Source organism: Peptoclostridium sp., assembly GCF_009881055.1.
GTDB lineage: Bacteria > Bacillota > Clostridia > Peptostreptococcales > Peptostreptococcaceae > Peptoclostridium_A.
On sequence record NZ_WXFG01000024.1, the window covers coordinates 77058 to 92789 of the forward strand.

Consider the following 15732-nt stretch of genomic DNA (forward strand, 5'->3'; position numbering starts at 1 on the left):
CGGACATCCATAGAGGAAACCATCAAATCACGCAACTTCTTCCTTTTCATGATTTCCTGGCATGCCTCAGATTTTTTCTATAAAGAAATATCATAAGAACGGCTGAAACAAAGGCTAGCATTGAGCCATAATAAAAAGGCGCCCTATTGTTTATATTGTCGTAGAGAAATCCTGCTACGAGGCTCGCCGGAAGCAGTGTCACGCCCACAAGGCAGTTATATATTCCAAGGCCGGTGCCCCTTTTCTCCTTGTCCACAATGTCAGCTACAAGAGCCTTCTGCACCCCGTCAGTTGCCGCGCTGTAGAGTCCGTATAACGCAAACAGCATTACAACCGTCAGCTTGCTGCTTGTCCAGCCAAATCCGAAATATATGGCTGAATACAGCAGATAACCCAGTATGATGAGTCTTTCCCTTCCGAACCTGTCTGAGATAACTCCGGCTGGAACTGCAAATACGACTGACACCGAGTTAAATATAAGATATATCACAGGTATGAATGCAGCCTCTATTCCGATATCGCTGGCCTTCACCAAAAGAAGAGCATCCGTTGAGTTGCCCAATGTGAATATGAACACAATCGCAAGAAATGCGTAATATCTCCTCGGAAAATCCTTAAGGGTTATCCTGCCAAGAGGTGGCAGCCTCTTGGACTTCGCCTCCTTGACAAAGAATATAATTGACGCCATGCCAAGTAAACCCGGTATTGCGGCGAACATGAACACCCTGCGGTAGTCTCCCGGAAACATCAGCAGCACTCCTGCTGCAACAAGCGGCCCGATTATGGCCCCGCTGTTGTCCATTGCCTTGTGGAAGCCAAAGCTCCTGCCCCTTGCATCCTCCTCGGAGGATGATGCTATGAGGCTGTCCCTCGGGGCAGTCCGTATCCCCTTGCCAATCCGCTCAGTAAAACGAATCATTAGGACCTGGAGCGGTGTTGCTGCCAGCGCAAAAAGAGGCGAAAGCATAGCCGTAAATGCATATCCTATGATCATAAACGGTTTGTTCTTCCTGATCTTGTCGCTCCACCAGCCTGAGAGCGCCTTTATGAGAGATGCCGTGCTTTCAGCAACTCCTTCTATAAGTGAAATCTCAGTCTTGGACGCCCCAAGCGTCATTAGGAAAAGAGGCATTATGGCGTATATCATCTTGGTTGTAGTGTCAGTGAGAAAGCTTGTAAGTCCTACAAAGAATATATTCTTTTCGATCCCCATGATTTTCTTTTTCGAATGTTCGTCTCCACTCATATCTCTGCCTCCTTTAAAGTGCGATCAGACACTTACTTTCCGCAACCTTCTTCTAACGTTGTAAAAAGAGCCGCCGCAGCAAGAGCGCACATCCCGCCTATTAATTTGGAAATCATGTATATGCTCACAACATCCGCGCCCTCCACGCTGGCAATGAAGGCAAGCTGCCCTCCAAGTACGTAGGCGCCGCTTACCGTAAACGCTGCGTTCATAACTTTTCCCCGACGATCCATATGCGGAAAAAGCGGAAGCATAGAAAGGCTTGTTGTCAGGCTGAGCATAAGCCCCATTACTGACTTTTCGTTTATATCCAGTTTTCCTGAAATCCAGTCCAATGGCCTTCTGCAGTACAGAATAGCTAGGCGTGACAGAACCATGGAGCCGCACACCACGGCAGTCATCTTTGCCAGAATTATTAGTATTTCGTTTACCAAAGTCATATCCACTATGCGCCATGCGGGCATAAAAAGTCCTGCTATAACCAATCCAAACATCGCAAAACTGGCCGCACGTATAGTATAGCCAACAATCGACATGACCCTAATTGTGGCCTTTGTAGCTTTTACAAATGCCAAGGCAAGCAAAAAGCACAGCAGCGCCACAGGCGCAATGTTAATCGCCAGTTCTCTTACAGAAAGACCAAGCATTATACCTCCTGCCAAAAGCCCTGCAGGTATTGTGATTATTCCAAGAAGCAGACCATTCATCATATGACTTACCTCTTCTTTCGGAATAGTGGCAAGAGATACCGGCAGCTGGAAACTAACGGCACATCCCAGAGTGGAAGCCACTATAGCCCCAGAAAACAACCCTAAAAGTGGCGTTGAGGCAACATTCTTGGAAATGGCATAGCCTCCAAGGTCCGTTGCCAGCATGCTTCCAATTAACACCGAAGCGTCAAACGGAAGACTTTCCGCAAGAGCAGCGATTGATTGTGCGTTTGCCTGCACCGCAGTAATGCCAATACAGTATATACCAACAACAGAAAAAGCCATCGGTCCCATAAGCACAAGCCCTCTGTCGAATTCTTCGCAAAGACCCAATTTTCCACCCAACATCTTGTCAAGCAGCCCCATACCAGCCAACAGCAGCATTATAGCTATAAATATATTCATATAAAGACTCCCATCAGAAGGCCCAAGCGCGAAATCATGCGCTTAAATTATCGCCGGCCAGTTTCATAAAAATTATATATCACTTTAATAATACTGTGAAATCAGCCAGCTTACAATATTGGCAGGTTTGAATTTGCATCATCACGCATGAACCATGAAAAAAAAAGAGCTACCTCATAGCGCTCATTAATCGTTTTAAGGCAACTCTTTTGCTATCTATATATGCTTGTCAGCCTTAGCCATCTAGTCGTTTTATTTGTAGCTGACTTGAACCTTTCTGGGCACAAGCTGTATCCAGGTTTGTCCTGTTTTCAGCCGCATCTGCGCACCCGACTCATCGTAAAACCAAGTGCGCTCCGTTACAGTATCCTTCCGCCAGGTCCCCTCCTGCACTCGCCCTTCTGAAAACAGCCAGGCCTTGCCTTCTCCAATCAAATCCACCTCAAGCCTTCCCTCGCTGTCAAAGGCTCGCACAGAAACCTGCTGCACGATGACATTTGCGGCCGAGAGCTGCACGCCTGAAGTCAGGTCATTATAAGGATTGCCGTTTAAAAATCGCTTGTATTCTTCTGTCTGGGCATCGTAGCTGTAGCCCACCTTTCCGTAGCTGTATGGTATAAGAAGCTCCGCAGCGGCAGCACCTTTGAGCGCCTCCCCTTCATTCCTGAATTCGAAGCCTTCCGGAACAGAGTTTTTATCTAGCCCCAGCTTTTCAATCTCCCGCCACAGATTGTCGGTACTGCTATAGAGATTGTGTGGTGCCCTCCTGGATTTGTCGCGCCAGAATCCAGAAGGGTGGAACATCTCGTTTATATGGGCAACACTAGTATTCTTAAAATATGTCTGAGCCTGCGGGCTTTGTCCTGCATGAATGTAGACCGCATTCCACTCCCGTGAAATGTCTATAAGGTAAGGCCTGGCGGAACGTACCGGTCCTATGATGTCAGTCTTGCCATGAAAAAATATCGCAAGGTAGCGTGTTATTCCACCTTCTACAGGCACCTCATAAACCAAATCCGCCTTGTCTAACCCTGATTGGGGCCTGGCTCCCTTGTAATTGTCTATTGTTACGGCCACCGGTCTTACCGGCATCTCATCAATTCCTTCTCCATCCATAGGACAAGTGAACTTGGGTTTAAGCGGTGCAGTTTCTGTCTCATCGTCTTCATTTTCTTCTGTTTCATTATTGTTGGCTTCCTCGATTACGTCAACCGGTTTTTCCGGACTAGTGCCTCTGCCGCATCCCTGGAATGATGCCAACACTATTATTGACATTATAACAAGCAATATTTTCTTAAAGCTCAACCTTCTATAACTCATTGGCATTCTCTTTCTTTGAAATTGCTTCGCCAACAAAGCGTTCAGCAACCGAGCTCCAGGAATAGTTTTCGGTGCATATTCTTCTGGCTTCTTTCCTCACCCTATCAACAAGGTCTTGCCCTTCTGCTCTATAGGCCTCAAGAACAGTGTTTATATTGAGAGCTATATTTCTTACAAGATCCTCCCTAAGCCATAGCTTGTCGAGGCTTTTTAGCCTTTCATCAAGTTCAAAGAGCTCCGAATAAGTGTCCACCACGTATTTGAAACCCGAATGATATGTCTGGAGTGGAAGCACGCCGCAGGCTAAGGCTTCAACGCCCACTAGCCCGAATGCCTCGGGGAATATGGAAGGGGCTATTGCAATATCCGCACATGGTATCATGTCCTTTAAAATTTCATGATCCATGAAGCCTGTGAATATAACACGCTCTGCAAAATTCCCCCTGGCCATATCCAAATAATCCTTTGAAAAAAAATCATTTTCCAACATTTCCACAAGCCATTCAGAATATATTTCAGTACCCTTCTCTACATGATTTTGAAATTCATGCGGATTCTTCAATAGATACATGAGTTTTTCCAGGTCACCACTGTTTAAAGCGCTTGTAATGGCCTCGAGATAACCTCTTGCTGTTCCAAATCCCACAATTATGAGCCTGGTATCCGGATTCTCTTTGAGCACTAATGGGAGCGCAAGTATGATGTTGTGGATTCCCTTCGTCCAGAGGTATTTGCCGTAGAAAAGCACTATATTTTCATTTTCCCAGTCTATCCTAAACAGTTTTTGTCTTATATCCGCATCGATGCACTTTTGGTCACCCTTTTCCATAAGTTCAGTCTTATGCTCGCTTAGCTGGAAAGCAGTGGAGTCCTTTATCAATCCAGAAACCATCTTATTTTTTTCAATATGCTCGGTATGTATGCATACCTCTCCGGAGGTATCAATGTTTTCAAGCAGTTTTCCTATTCTCTTGTTCTTGCTCTCTCCTTTTTCAAGCGGGATGAACCTTTCAATGTCTACTCCCGCCGGAATCAGAATCCTTCTGGCTTTAAAATCAGCACGTCTATCAAAATACTCGGAAAACTCCTGCATAGAGTGCTCAGTTAGAAAGACTATGCCGTCTACGGCGCTCAGACCTTCTATCGCATAACTTGACGCTAATTCGCTTTTTCTGACAGAAAAATTCAATGCGCTTCCGTGAACCACGTTGAAATTTACTATACCCTCAGTACTTTCAAGAGCTCTCTTCACATACACCGGCTGCATTACAACGTGATTGCTTATAATCATATCCGGTTTCTCATGCAAAATGCGCGACTTCAATGCCTTGGCATTACAATCAATGTAGTTCTCCAACTCTTCTTTTGAAAGTTGTGGAATCTCTTGGGCATCAAAACCCTCATACCTGTCCTTGACATACACAGGAAGAATATTTCCGATATTTGGGACGAAACACCTGCATTTTCCTCTGAAGGACGTGACCTTTGTGTGAATCAAATCAGCGTGCTCGTTTGTCTCATCAAACACATATGCGGATTCTATGAAGTTATGTTTTTCAACATCCTTATCTTGGCAAAACAGAGTGACATCGTGCCCCATTGAACAAAACTGCCTGCATAAATTCTTTACATAAAGATTGCTCCCCGTCCCCGTCAAAAAATATCCATGTATTATCCATATTTTCATTAAAATAGCCTCCTGCCACAAAATCTTTATATTCGATATATTTATGTGTTTACCCCAGATTCGGCTGTTGTACTCTCAATTGAAACTTCTTAAAGTCATATAGACATTGCCAATCCATAAAAAATGTGATAAAATCTTCTCATTCGGGCAATTAACTCAGCTGGTAGAGTGTCTCCTTGACGTGGAGGAAGTCAGGGGTTCGAGTCCCTTATTGCCCACCAATCATAATAAAAAAAGTGTGTATCTCAATGAGGTACACACTTTTTTTATCCATCTTTAAAACTGATTATTGATTTTTTTTGTATAAAAAATTTTAGAATGTTATAATAACTGAGCCTTTATTTTGATAAGAAAGGAGGATTATTGTAATGAAAAAACTTGTTTTACTTATGCTGCTAGCAATATTGGCTGTACCTTCTTCATCTCTAGTTATAGACGTTACATCTGCTGGACTTGTTATAGATGTTCCGTCTGCCGGGCTCATACGATAACTGTTACATATCCATAGTTCGATAATCATATTGTTTATAGAATTTACAGGCCAACAAATTCGTTGGCCTATTTTTTATGAAAAATTAATTCCTAAATCATTTCCTCTTCACAAAAGCCATACTGCGCTCTATACTCCGCAATCATTCTGCTCCTGTCAGCCAACTCCTGTGCCAACTTCTTTACAGAAGATTCAACCTGCTCCCTCTTAAACAGAATCGATTCTGTAAGCATCTTTCCATTTTCAATTACAATGCTCACCGTCTTCATTGATTTCATTTCCAATTCCCCCTCAAATAATTTGATCCCGGCAATCGCCAAGATAATTTGCAAGTCAGCAACTTTCGAATTGCAATCCGTAATCAGATTATATGTTTTTCAAATATAAACAGCAACCATTGTCTATGGTTTTTTCAGTAATTTGCAATTTAACAATCTCGTTTTTTCATTTTTTGTTAAGGTTTTGCATGTTTTCCAATGCCTAAATTTTAATCATATAAATTTATTATTTGATTTAGCTTTTGTCATTACATGACCGCGAAAAAAAATTGCGTTAGCGAATAGTTTTCATCACTTGCGAAATCTAGTAGCTTGTGAAATCATGTTTATAATTTTTCTTTAAAATCAACAGTATAAGGATATGTTACGCTGGTAAATTGTGAAAAATATCTTTTTTTACTCTCAGCTACCCTCATTGAATTACTACCTTACCGTTTTGTTGAAGTTGCGACTCAACTTTGTCAATCCTTTCTCGTATACAAAATGTGTGCCCTTCACATTCCATGGCAGAAAACTGCTTTGACATCTCATGATTAAATCGATTTACATAGCTAGATAATTTCATAACTCCTCTAGAAACTAATTTTAATCCGCTACTTTTGGGGTTTTGTTCCCCTATTGGCTTTATAACCTATATAAATTGAAAAAGCGCCTGTCATTTTCAGACAAGCACCTTTCGCAAAACTGTTCGATAGATTATTATTTTACAAAAAACTCATTCTTGATAACTCTTCCCATGACCTTGACTTTTTTCAAGTCAACAGTCTCCGCCGAGTCGTCGTTTGGACTTTTTAACAGCTTCACCATGTTGTTTTGTTCTTTTCTAAGCTGCCTTATCATTTTCTTACCGTCAATTTCAAAAAGATACAAGGAGTTGTTTTGTATCTCCTTTGTCGCAAATATAGTAAGCACGTCGCCCTTTTCTATCCTGAAAGCCTCCATATCGTTGTTTGAAGCTTTTGCGAACATTATCTTGTCAGGATGGTGCCCTTCTATTTTTTTGCTGATTATAGGAAGCTCCTTATAATCGACCGTCTTGTTGCTGTGCAAGTCAATCACCGGATATTTCTTGATAACTCCAGACAAGGCATCTGCCCAGGACTGGCTCGGCTCCACAATCAACGTCTCCTGAGGCCTAGGCACTTCGGCTGTCTTTGCCGATTTTTCAGCCGGCTTTTCCTCGGGCTTCTCCTCCTCAATAAATATCTCCTTGACTCCCAGTGCCTTGAGTATCTTCTCTGCAACGCTTTCATTTATTATTTTCTTGCCTGACTCAACCTGGAGTATGTAGCCTACTGAAAGGCCACATTTTTTCGCCAGATCTTTTTCAGAAAGTCCAGCCGCCACTCTAGAATCTTTTATTTTTATAGCAAGTCTGTTCATAAAATCACCTCTTTAATCCATTTTACCTGCGCAAGCATTATCTGCTCTATTAAAATTTCATTAGTTATTGTCGGGCTCAGTTTAATTTTAAACGGCCTCATTCTATTATAATAACACAAAAATTGTCAATTGTCGGCAAGCTTCTTTCTCTTGCCCTTTATGTCGGTAATATCGAAAGCCTCAGCTCACGGTCCTTCCTTCTCATCTCACCCATTGATACCGCCTCCTCTCCATTTTCGACTATATAGTTGTAATACATATATACTACCCAATATTATTCCATTAAAAAAAGGGACAGAGGCTTGTTTTAAGCATCTATCCCTTACCTTTTAAATCAAAGCTGCATCAATTGCCGAATTACTTAAATACCTTTATGCGCTCATCCAAAGGTTGAAACTGCTTTTCAGCAGGCTCGGCCGTAGGCTTACCAAACGGCATTTGCGCTATAAGCTTCCATTCCGTAGGAAGATTCCATTCTTTTTCAACATCCGCTTCAATAAGCTCAGTGTAGTGCTGAAGAGAGGCGCCAAACCCTTCTACTCCCAAGGCCGTCCATATTACGTATTGCAGCATTCCATTTGAATGCTGCGACCAAATCGGAAAATTGTCCTTGTAGCTTGGAAATTGATTCTGAAGCGATTCAACCACGCTACTGTCTTCGAAGAATAAAACCGTTCCGTAGCCGTTGCGGAAAGAATTGATTTTTTCCTCGGTAGGAGCAAATTTGTCAGCTGGTACCCTCTTTCTCAGAGCTTCCTTTGTAATGTCCCAAAGCCTGTCGTGCTGCTCCCCAAGAAGTAAAACTACTCTGGCGCTCTGGGAATTAAATGCAGACGGCGTATGCTTCACCGCATATTCAATAACTTCCTCAATTATCTCGTCAGAAACTACAGGTTCCTTGCTTATTGCGTAGATTGAACGCCTGTTTTCAACAGGAGCGTGTTTGTCTTTTCTCATTTCTTCATCCCTCCAATTTTATTATAGGAAATATGTCTCTACTTATTTATTACTAATTAGTATCATTTCCTTAAAGTGCAGGGTGTATAATCTATACACCCGATAATTTCTTCAGTAGCCCTGTCAAACTTTTCTTTTCCTCTTCTGTCAGAACGCTGAAAATTTCATTTATATTTTCCACGTGCTTGGGAAAAATCTCGCTCATCAGCTTTCTTCCCTTTTCCGTAATGCTTATAAGGTTAACTCGCCTGTCGCTGGAATCTATGCGCCTTTCAACGAGATTCTCCTTTGCTAGATTGTCTATTACTACAGTCATGTTGCCACCTGTAGATAATATTTTATCTATTATCTCGGAAATCCTCAGGTCTCCCTTATGGTAGAGCACCTCAAGTACTGCAAACTGAGAAACCGTTAAGCCTCCCTCTTTTATAGTTTTGTACTCTCTTTTGTGGACACTCTGCATGCATCTGCTCAGTATAACCAAAGTTTTCAAATTTAAATCGCTCTGTTCTCCGTATGTTTCATTTTCACTGTTCATACTTATAATATATTACTAATTAGTAATATTGTCAAGGCTTTTTTCTGCTTCTATGTTACGGTCAGCATATTGTAGATCTTCATTATCCGTATGTCTTCCTTAGAAATCTTTAACTCGTCTATTAACTCTTTTCCCTCGGCCAGGGGCTCCTTCGAAAATAGCATCTTGAGAGCTATGGGCATGAATGGCCTGAACGAAACTCCTGACATTAGCCCCCACTTTTTATGGGAGTCCATGAAAGATGCTAGTATGTTAATGATTACTCTCTCAACAGGTGTAGCCTGATTTCTCAGCACAATAGTCGTAATCACATCATAATGCTCCATGTAGCCCCAGTAAGTATTTTCGCAGTCCTCGTAATTGTCATAGCTCTTTACGTTCATGTACAGCACTGTTTTAAAAAAAGGAGGGTCCTCCTGAGGGAAAACGTCTATGACGCACCTGACGAGTCCGTTGCTCCTCCCATCATATAAATAGGAATAAAATCTTGTGGAATTTCTGAAAAATGCGGATGGTTCTGATTTTAACAAATGCTTTTCAGTCTTAGGCTCGATGTAGAGAAGCTGTTCTACGTGTATGTTTAGGGCATCAGCAATGATATATAGAGTAACAACATCTATTGATATTTCACCGTTCTCGTATTTTGAAACTGTGGATTTGCTCTTGCTTATTATGTTCGCCAGAGCATGCACTGTCATGCCTCTGCCCTTCCTGAAATTTTTGATTTTCCTGCCGATCTCTAGGTTTATCTTTTCCATGCTCAGCCTCCAAATCTAGGTTTCACCAAATTATTCAATTTGCTGAATAAATCAAAAATCCATTAATCTTCTTCAATCTTAGCATAGTAGAGAGAATTTATCCACTTTAACGAAACTATTTTAATATTTTGTTTCCCCTAAATGGATTTTAGCTTTTTTGTAAAACCGAATCACTTGTGCGATAATAACTTCAATGAATTAGACTTTTCAGATTGAAACGATAAAATTAAAAAGGAAGGTGCTTTATGAACTACAATTTTGATGAGATAGTTGAAAGAAGAGGCACAAATGCCATGAACACAGACGGATTCAGGGAGTACATTTTCCACGCCCCGCCAACTATGGAGTTTCCTTATGCGGATGATGAATTCATACGCATGTGGGTGGCAGACATGGAGTTTGCAACCCCTCCAACGGTAGTCCAGGCAATTAAAGACAGGGCCGACAAGAGGATATTTGGCTACACAAAGGTTTTCGATCCGGAATATTATGAGGCGTTTTCATCATGGACACAGAACCGTTACGGCTGGACATTCCCTAAGGAGCATCTGGTAACATCAAACGGCATAATACCGGCACTTTTCGAGCTCATAGGACACATCTGCAAGCCCGATGAGAAGATACTGATATTTACTCCTTCGTATGCCTATTTCAAGTACGCGGCCGACTTCAACAGCATAGAAACAGTATGCTCGACTCTGCTGGAAAATGACGGCTACTATACTATGGATTTCGATGATATAGAGAGAAAGACAAAGGACGAGAAGGTCACTCTGTGCATATACTGCAATCCCCACAATCCTTCAGGGCGTGTATGGTCTGAGGAGGAGCTTAGAAAAGTCGGACAGATATGCCTGGACAACGGCCTGTGGATAATATCGGACGAGATACACTGCGATCTCCTTAGAACGGGGCTCACGCATACGCCTCTAGCCAAGCTTTTCCCGGAAACAGACAGGATCATCACTTGCATGGCTCCAAGCAAGACATTCAACCTAGCGGGGCTTATGTTCTCGAATGTTATAATACCTAACGACGAGCTCAGGGACACCTGGAAACAGCGACACTATCCTTTTGAAAATCCTCTGAGCATTGCAGCGGCTCAGGCAGCATACCTGCATGGCGAAGAGTGGCTCAATCAGCTTAAGGCATATTTGGACGTTAACTTCGAATTCACTAGGCAGTACCTGGAAGAACACCTTTCGAAGGCTGTCTTCAAAATCCCAGAGTCAACCTACCTGGCTTGGGTCAATATAAACGCCTATGTTTCAAAGGATGAAGACCTGCCTCTTTACTTTGCAAACAATGCCGGAGTGCTTCTTGAGGGAGGCAACATGTTCGTTGCGGACTCCGACGGATACATCAGGCTCAACCTGGCCTGCCCAAGGTCAGTGCTCGAAGAGGGACTTAGGAGAATATGCGAGCTTTTGAACAAGTAATTTTAGCAAGTGGACCGGATTTTTCATTCTTTGAAATCCGGTCCTTTTCTGATTAGAATATTTTCGGACTCTAAAAAAGCACCTACCTTTTCAGATAGATGCCTTTGATTTCATACGACTTTTGTGAACTAACTCATTACTAGAGTCACGAAAGTGCGTGGCGTCTCTTCAATAGAACTTAATTATCTGCCAAGCTCAAGTATATTGGCAATAAGAGCCTTACATCTTCCACAGCCTTCGCCAGTGCCTGCTCCTGTAACTTCCCCAACCTTATCTACCGTGTCGGCGCCATTATTGACAGCGTCTACCACAGCCTTTAGCGAAACGTCCTTGCAGCCGCATACAGATAAAAGTATTTTATCCAGCTCGCTTTTGCATCCCTCGCAGGCAGTGCATACTCCAACCATATCAACTAGCTCTTGCTGTGTTCTTGCTCCCGAGCACATTGCCTTTCTTATTGTAGAGTAGTCCACGTTATTTACAGTGCAAATAGTTTTGTTTCCAGCCATTATCCCCATTCTCCTTTATACTTTGTTGATAAAAAGCGGCCTAATCATTTAAAGTGATTTATATATTTTACCGCAATCATTCATAGTATATTATACAACAGACTTTGGATGTATCAAGCAAAAAATCAAACCTCCGTCAATCCTCTACCTGCCCAACCCCCTTGATGCCCTGCAGGTCTTTTCGTAAAGCCCTCTGAATATGTTGTCCGGGTCTGTTTTGCTCTTTACCAGGTCGTAGTTATTTTTGTTCCATATCCTCCAGAACTCCTCTTCGGAATACAAATTGGTTGATATGAGAGTCTTTATTGCGCCGAGCTCTATGAGCTTTTTCTCTATTATCCTGTGGTAATGCTCCGCATCTTTCCTTCGCATGCCGTATAGTGCGATGTCGAGGAACAGCTCGTCCCTGACATTGCTTATGAATTCATCAGACAGCCATTCGTATTTGCGCATCACCCTGTAGGGTACGCACCATAAGGGGAAATGACCTATTTCCCGCTCATACCATTCCATGAACTCCTCCATCTTTGAAAAGGGTATGAAAGTATCGACCGTTATAGGTATAGCCGTTGATGGTATGACCTTTCTGAAGGTATTGGCCAGCTTCAATGTGCTGTTGGAATTTATGAGCCTACCTAGCAGCAGCCTTCCGACGAAAGATTTCGGATGCACGTTAGTCACGCCCTTGTTGTACCTGAAGAAATAATCGGGCGTCTTAAGGTAATCCTCTTTCCGCCTTGCCGTACTGAGAAAATATATCCTCATCCAGTCATAGCTGTGGGTGTATGGAGCCTTGTCTACAAAATCGCCTGCGCTGAGGACATACTCCTTGGGCGAATGTATAATTCCATCCATAAAATCTATGTCTTTTTTCGTGTAATGCTCCCATATGGCGTTCTTGAATTCTTCAAGAGTCCCGTATTTCTCATATGTCACCTTAACAAACGGCTTTGCGGGTATTAGTCTGAATTTAAGAAGCGTTATTATCCCCAATGTGCCGAAAGCCCAGTGCACCATCTGGAACAACAGCTTATTGTGATTATCAGGTGTGCAAATAAGTATATCACCTTTTGCCGTCACCACCTCATATTCAAGGCAGCTGTCATGGAATCCACCGAACCTGTACGACATGGACTCAATAGACCCCCCTGAAACCGCGCCGCCTATAGTTATAGTCTTTAGCTCGGGCACTACAACCGGGGCAAGGCCGTGCTCCATTGCAGCAGCCACAACCGTCTCGAAGGTAGCGCCTGGCTCTGCTATGCATATGCGTTTTTCCGCATCGATATGGATTATCTCGTCAAGGTCGCTGACGTCCAGCTTTTCGTCCGAATGCTTCTTGTCCCTGGGCTTTGGAACTTCGTGGGAAACAGCCTTCTTCTTCAAAGTCAATGGCGCTGAGCTTTTGCGCTCCTTCAGTTGCTTTGCAATCCTGCTTACCTTTTCTTCATGGGAGTCCATGGGTACCCTCCTTTTGCGCAGGCACTTACGCACCTTTTCTCTAGCCATATAAGCTACTCTTACCCTAAATATGATTTTTTACAATATTGGCTCCTATTTGAGTCCTATATAAATATAAAAAATACGCTATTTTTTGATGGGTGACTTTGATAATTTCTGGATTTGACTCAACCCCCGGTGTTGTGGGTATAACATATACCAATTCTATATTTATTTGTCCGGAAAAAGTCCAAGAGATTAGGAGATGATTTTCGTGGAAGACAATGTTAAGTTTTCAAAGCAAAAGGCCTTTCTTGTCCCTGTAATAATTTCAGTTCTGCTCGCCCTGGTATTATTCGCACCTGCAGGTTCGTTGAGATTTTGGGAGGCCTGGGTTTACTGGTCGGGATTTACTGTCTTGACGCTTTTTATTGCAGTATATTTCTCTAAAAAGGATCCCAAACTTCTGTCGAGACGAATGAAGTATAAGGAAGATGAAACCACAAGAAAGCCGCCCGCTTTCTTAAACTTGTTTTTCCTATGCTATGTGATACCTGGCCTTGATTTTCGGTTTCATTGGTCTGCAGTGCCGCTTTGGCTCGTTATAGCAGCCAACGCAGTTGTTTTTCTAGGATATATACTTATTATATTTGTCTTCAAGGAAAACAGTTACGCCTCCACCACTATTCAAGTCGAGAAGGGACAACAAGTCATAACAACCGGCCCCTACGCAATAGTCCGCCATCCGATGTACCTGGGACTTATTACAATGATATTGTTCACGCCTCTTGCGCTTGGCTCCTATTGGGCTATAATCCCCGCCCTTCTTTGCATTCCTATGAACGTAATTCGAATAATAGGCGAGGAAGAGGTGCTGCTGAGAGGCTTGGCTGGATACAGCGATTATTGCGCTAAGACGCGTTATCGCCTTGTTCCGTTTATTTGGTGAAATCTTCAACTTTTTCTTGCATAGAAAATGACTTCAGGACATTGGGTTTTCTGGCAATCTCCTGAAACGGCACAATTATAAAAAATGTTAAACATGCCCATATAAACAACTTTATTTAGGGAGCTGATTTTGTGATTTCGCAGGAAAGAGTTAAAATTCTTAATGACAAACATGTTGTCGATAATCCCTATGTAGTATATTGGATGCAGAGCTCTCAAAGAGCTGAGTACAATCATGCCCTTGAGTATGCAATTCATGAGGCAAACAGTCTGAAGAAGCCTTTGATAGTCTATTTTGGGGTTACAGATAGTTTTCCTGAAGCAAACGAAAGACACTATTACTTTATGCTGGAAGGCCTAAAGGAAGTCAAAGCGGAATTGGCGGCTAGAAATATAGGAATGCTTATAAGAAAAGTGTCTCCTGAAATAGGCGCTCTCGAAATCTCTTCTCTGGCTGCGTTAATGATTGTAGATAGAGGTTATTTAAGAATAGAGCGGCAATGGAGGGATTTTTTATCCCTTAATGCAAATTGCCCCGTGATACAGGTGGAAACCAATGTCATTATCCCCGTTGAGTCGGCTTCCATAAAGGAGGAATATTCAGCCGCCACGTTCAGGGCTAAAATTAGCAAAAAACTAGACAGCTTCATTTTACCGTTAAATGATACGACCGTTAATCTGCCCTCCACTGATTTGGAAATTCCCTTTGTTGAATTTGATGTGGACGATATTGAAGGTGCGGTGGCACAGCTGGAAATTGACAAAGCAGTGAGGCCGGTAAAATTTTTCAAGGGCGGCACCAGCCAAGCTAAGAAATTGCTGGAAGATTTCATCTTAAAAAAATTGCCATTCTACGGCAAATATAAAAATGAACCGGGACTGGATTATTCATCAGAAATGAGTCCATATCTTCATTTTGGACAGATATCTCCTCTGTACATTTTCAGAAGATTGATGGATTTAAACCAAGATGATAAAAAAGACTTTCTTGAAGAACTGATTGTCAGAAGGGAATTAGGTGTGAATTTCGTTTATTATAATTTAAAGTACGATTCCTACAGATCAATACCCTCCTGGGCCAAGTCAACTCTTGAAAAGCATGAAGCGGATGATAGGGAATATTTATATACTCTTGCAGAATTGGAACAGGCCATGACCCATGACTTGTATTGGAATACCGCACAAAAAGAGATGCTGCTGACAGGAAAAATGCATGGTTATATGAGAATGTACTGGGGCAAGAAAATACTGGAATGGAGCGCAACCTCTGAGGATGCCTTTGAAAAAGCCCTATATCTCAACAACAAATATTGTCTTGATGGTAGAGACCCTAATAGTTTTGCAGGGGTAGCATGGTGTTTCGGAAAGCATGACAGGCCTTGGAAGGAGCGAGAAATATTTGGAACTGTAAGGTATATGAATTCTAAAGGCTTGGATAGAAAATTCGATATGGCCAAGTACTTAGATAAAATAGACAAATTACAATGACTAACCATTCTTAGAAACTCCACAATTGCCTCAATCTAAGCGATAATATTCTTTAGTGCTTCCAAGACCAAAAAACCAAAAAGGGCCTTGCCTTCATGGCATGCCCTTTTGCTATTTTACTGTTAGAAGCCTTTAT

15 protein-coding genes and 1 tRNA gene are annotated in these 15732 nt (G+C 42.3%); 5 read left to right on the forward strand and 11 right to left on the reverse strand.

All coding sequences use genetic code 11. The features are described 5' to 3' along the window. Positions 1 to 46: 46 nt before the first annotated feature. From GT589_RS06465 to GT589_RS06480, 4 genes are all read right to left on the reverse strand, one after another. A complete protein-coding gene (locus tag GT589_RS06465; protein ID WP_293397763.1) occupies positions 47 to 1246 on the reverse strand; it encodes an MFS transporter in 1200 nt (399 codons plus the stop codon). A 32-nt stretch (positions 1247 to 1278) separates the two neighbouring features. Next, on the reverse strand, positions 1279 to 2361 hold the full coding sequence (eutH, locus tag GT589_RS06470; protein WP_293397766.1) for an ethanolamine utilization protein EutH: 1083 nt from the start codon (positions 2359 to 2361) through the stop codon (positions 1279 to 1281). Positions 2362 to 2613: 252 nt separating this feature from the next. Then, complete coding sequence (locus GT589_RS06475; RefSeq protein WP_293397769.1) at positions 2614 to 3636, reverse strand: DUF3048 domain-containing protein; 1023 nt, start codon at positions 3634 to 3636, stop codon at positions 2614 to 2616. Between the two features lie 34 nt (positions 3637 to 3670). Then, entirely contained in the window at positions 3671 to 5368 is a 1698-nt protein-coding gene (locus tag GT589_RS06480) for a glycosyltransferase family 4 protein (RefSeq protein WP_293397772.1), read from the reverse strand. Positions 5369 to 5513: 145 nt separating this feature from the next. On the opposite strand from GT589_RS06480, the gene GT589_RS06485 reads away from it, so the two are divergent. Next, positions 5514 to 5589 (forward strand) — tRNA-Val (locus GT589_RS06485). Between the two features lie 147 nt (positions 5590 to 5736). Further along, entirely contained in the window at positions 5737 to 5859 is a 123-nt protein-coding gene (locus GT589_RS06490; RefSeq protein WP_293397775.1) for a hypothetical protein, read from the forward strand. 91 nt (positions 5860 to 5950) lie between these two features. On the opposite strand, the gene GT589_RS06495 is transcribed toward GT589_RS06490, so the two are convergent. The 5 genes from GT589_RS06495 to GT589_RS06515 all read right to left on the reverse strand — a co-directional run bounded on the left by GT589_RS06495 (position 5951) and on the right by GT589_RS06515 (position 9772). Further along, positions 5951 to 6136 carry a hypothetical protein gene (locus GT589_RS06495; RefSeq protein WP_293397778.1) on the reverse strand — a complete coding sequence of 62 codons (186 nt, stop codon included), beginning with the start codon at positions 6134 to 6136 and terminating at the stop codon, positions 5951 to 5953. A gap of 699 nt (positions 6137 to 6835) precedes the next feature. Continuing rightward, entirely contained in the window at positions 6836 to 7519 is a 684-nt protein-coding gene (locus GT589_RS06500; protein ID WP_293397781.1) for a helix-turn-helix domain-containing protein, read from the reverse strand. Positions 7520 to 7876: 357 nt separating this feature from the next. Further along, positions 7877 to 8476, reverse strand: a complete 600-nt coding sequence (locus GT589_RS06505) for a nitroreductase family protein (RefSeq protein WP_293397784.1) — start codon at positions 8474 to 8476, stop codon at positions 7877 to 7879. 91 nt (positions 8477 to 8567) lie between these two features. Continuing rightward, the gene (locus GT589_RS06510) at positions 8568 to 8939 is read right to left on the reverse strand and encodes a MarR family winged helix-turn-helix transcriptional regulator (protein WP_330582874.1); all 372 of its coding nucleotides are present in this window, start codon (positions 8937 to 8939) and stop codon (positions 8568 to 8570) included. A 125-nt stretch (positions 8940 to 9064) separates the two neighbouring features. After that, complete coding sequence (locus GT589_RS06515) at positions 9065 to 9772, reverse strand: helix-turn-helix domain-containing protein (protein ID WP_293397790.1); 708 nt, start codon at positions 9770 to 9772, stop codon at positions 9065 to 9067. A gap of 245 nt (positions 9773 to 10017) precedes the next feature. On the opposite strand from GT589_RS06515, the gene GT589_RS06520 reads away from it, so the two are divergent. Then, positions 10018 to 11211: a MalY/PatB family protein gene (locus tag GT589_RS06520; RefSeq protein ID WP_293397793.1), complete on the forward strand. Its 1194-nt coding sequence runs from the start codon at positions 10018 to 10020 to the stop codon at positions 11209 to 11211. Between the two features lie 182 nt (positions 11212 to 11393). Here the strand turns inward: GT589_RS06520 and GT589_RS06525 are convergent, their stop codons facing one another. Both GT589_RS06525 and GT589_RS06530 read right to left on the reverse strand, forming a co-directional pair. Continuing rightward, positions 11394 to 11720 (reverse strand): (2Fe-2S)-binding protein, encoded by a 327-nt coding sequence (locus GT589_RS06525; RefSeq protein ID WP_293397796.1) that lies wholly within the window; start codon positions 11718 to 11720, stop codon positions 11394 to 11396. 144 nt (positions 11721 to 11864) lie between these two features. Next, positions 11865 to 13181: an FAD-binding oxidoreductase gene (locus GT589_RS06530; RefSeq protein ID WP_293397799.1), complete on the reverse strand. Its 1317-nt coding sequence runs from the start codon at positions 13179 to 13181 to the stop codon at positions 11865 to 11867. Between the two features lie 253 nt (positions 13182 to 13434). Here GT589_RS06530 and GT589_RS06535 point away from each other — a divergent pair, with 253 nt between their 5' ends. Beyond that, complete coding sequence (locus GT589_RS06535) at positions 13435 to 14109, forward strand: methyltransferase family protein (protein WP_293397802.1); 675 nt, start codon at positions 13435 to 13437, stop codon at positions 14107 to 14109. A 131-nt stretch (positions 14110 to 14240) separates the two neighbouring features. Next, positions 14241 to 15596 carry a deoxyribodipyrimidine photo-lyase gene (locus GT589_RS06540; protein WP_293397805.1) on the forward strand — a complete coding sequence of 452 codons (1356 nt, stop codon included), beginning with the start codon at positions 14241 to 14243 and terminating at the stop codon, positions 15594 to 15596. Positions 15597 to 15732: the final 136 nt, after the last annotated feature.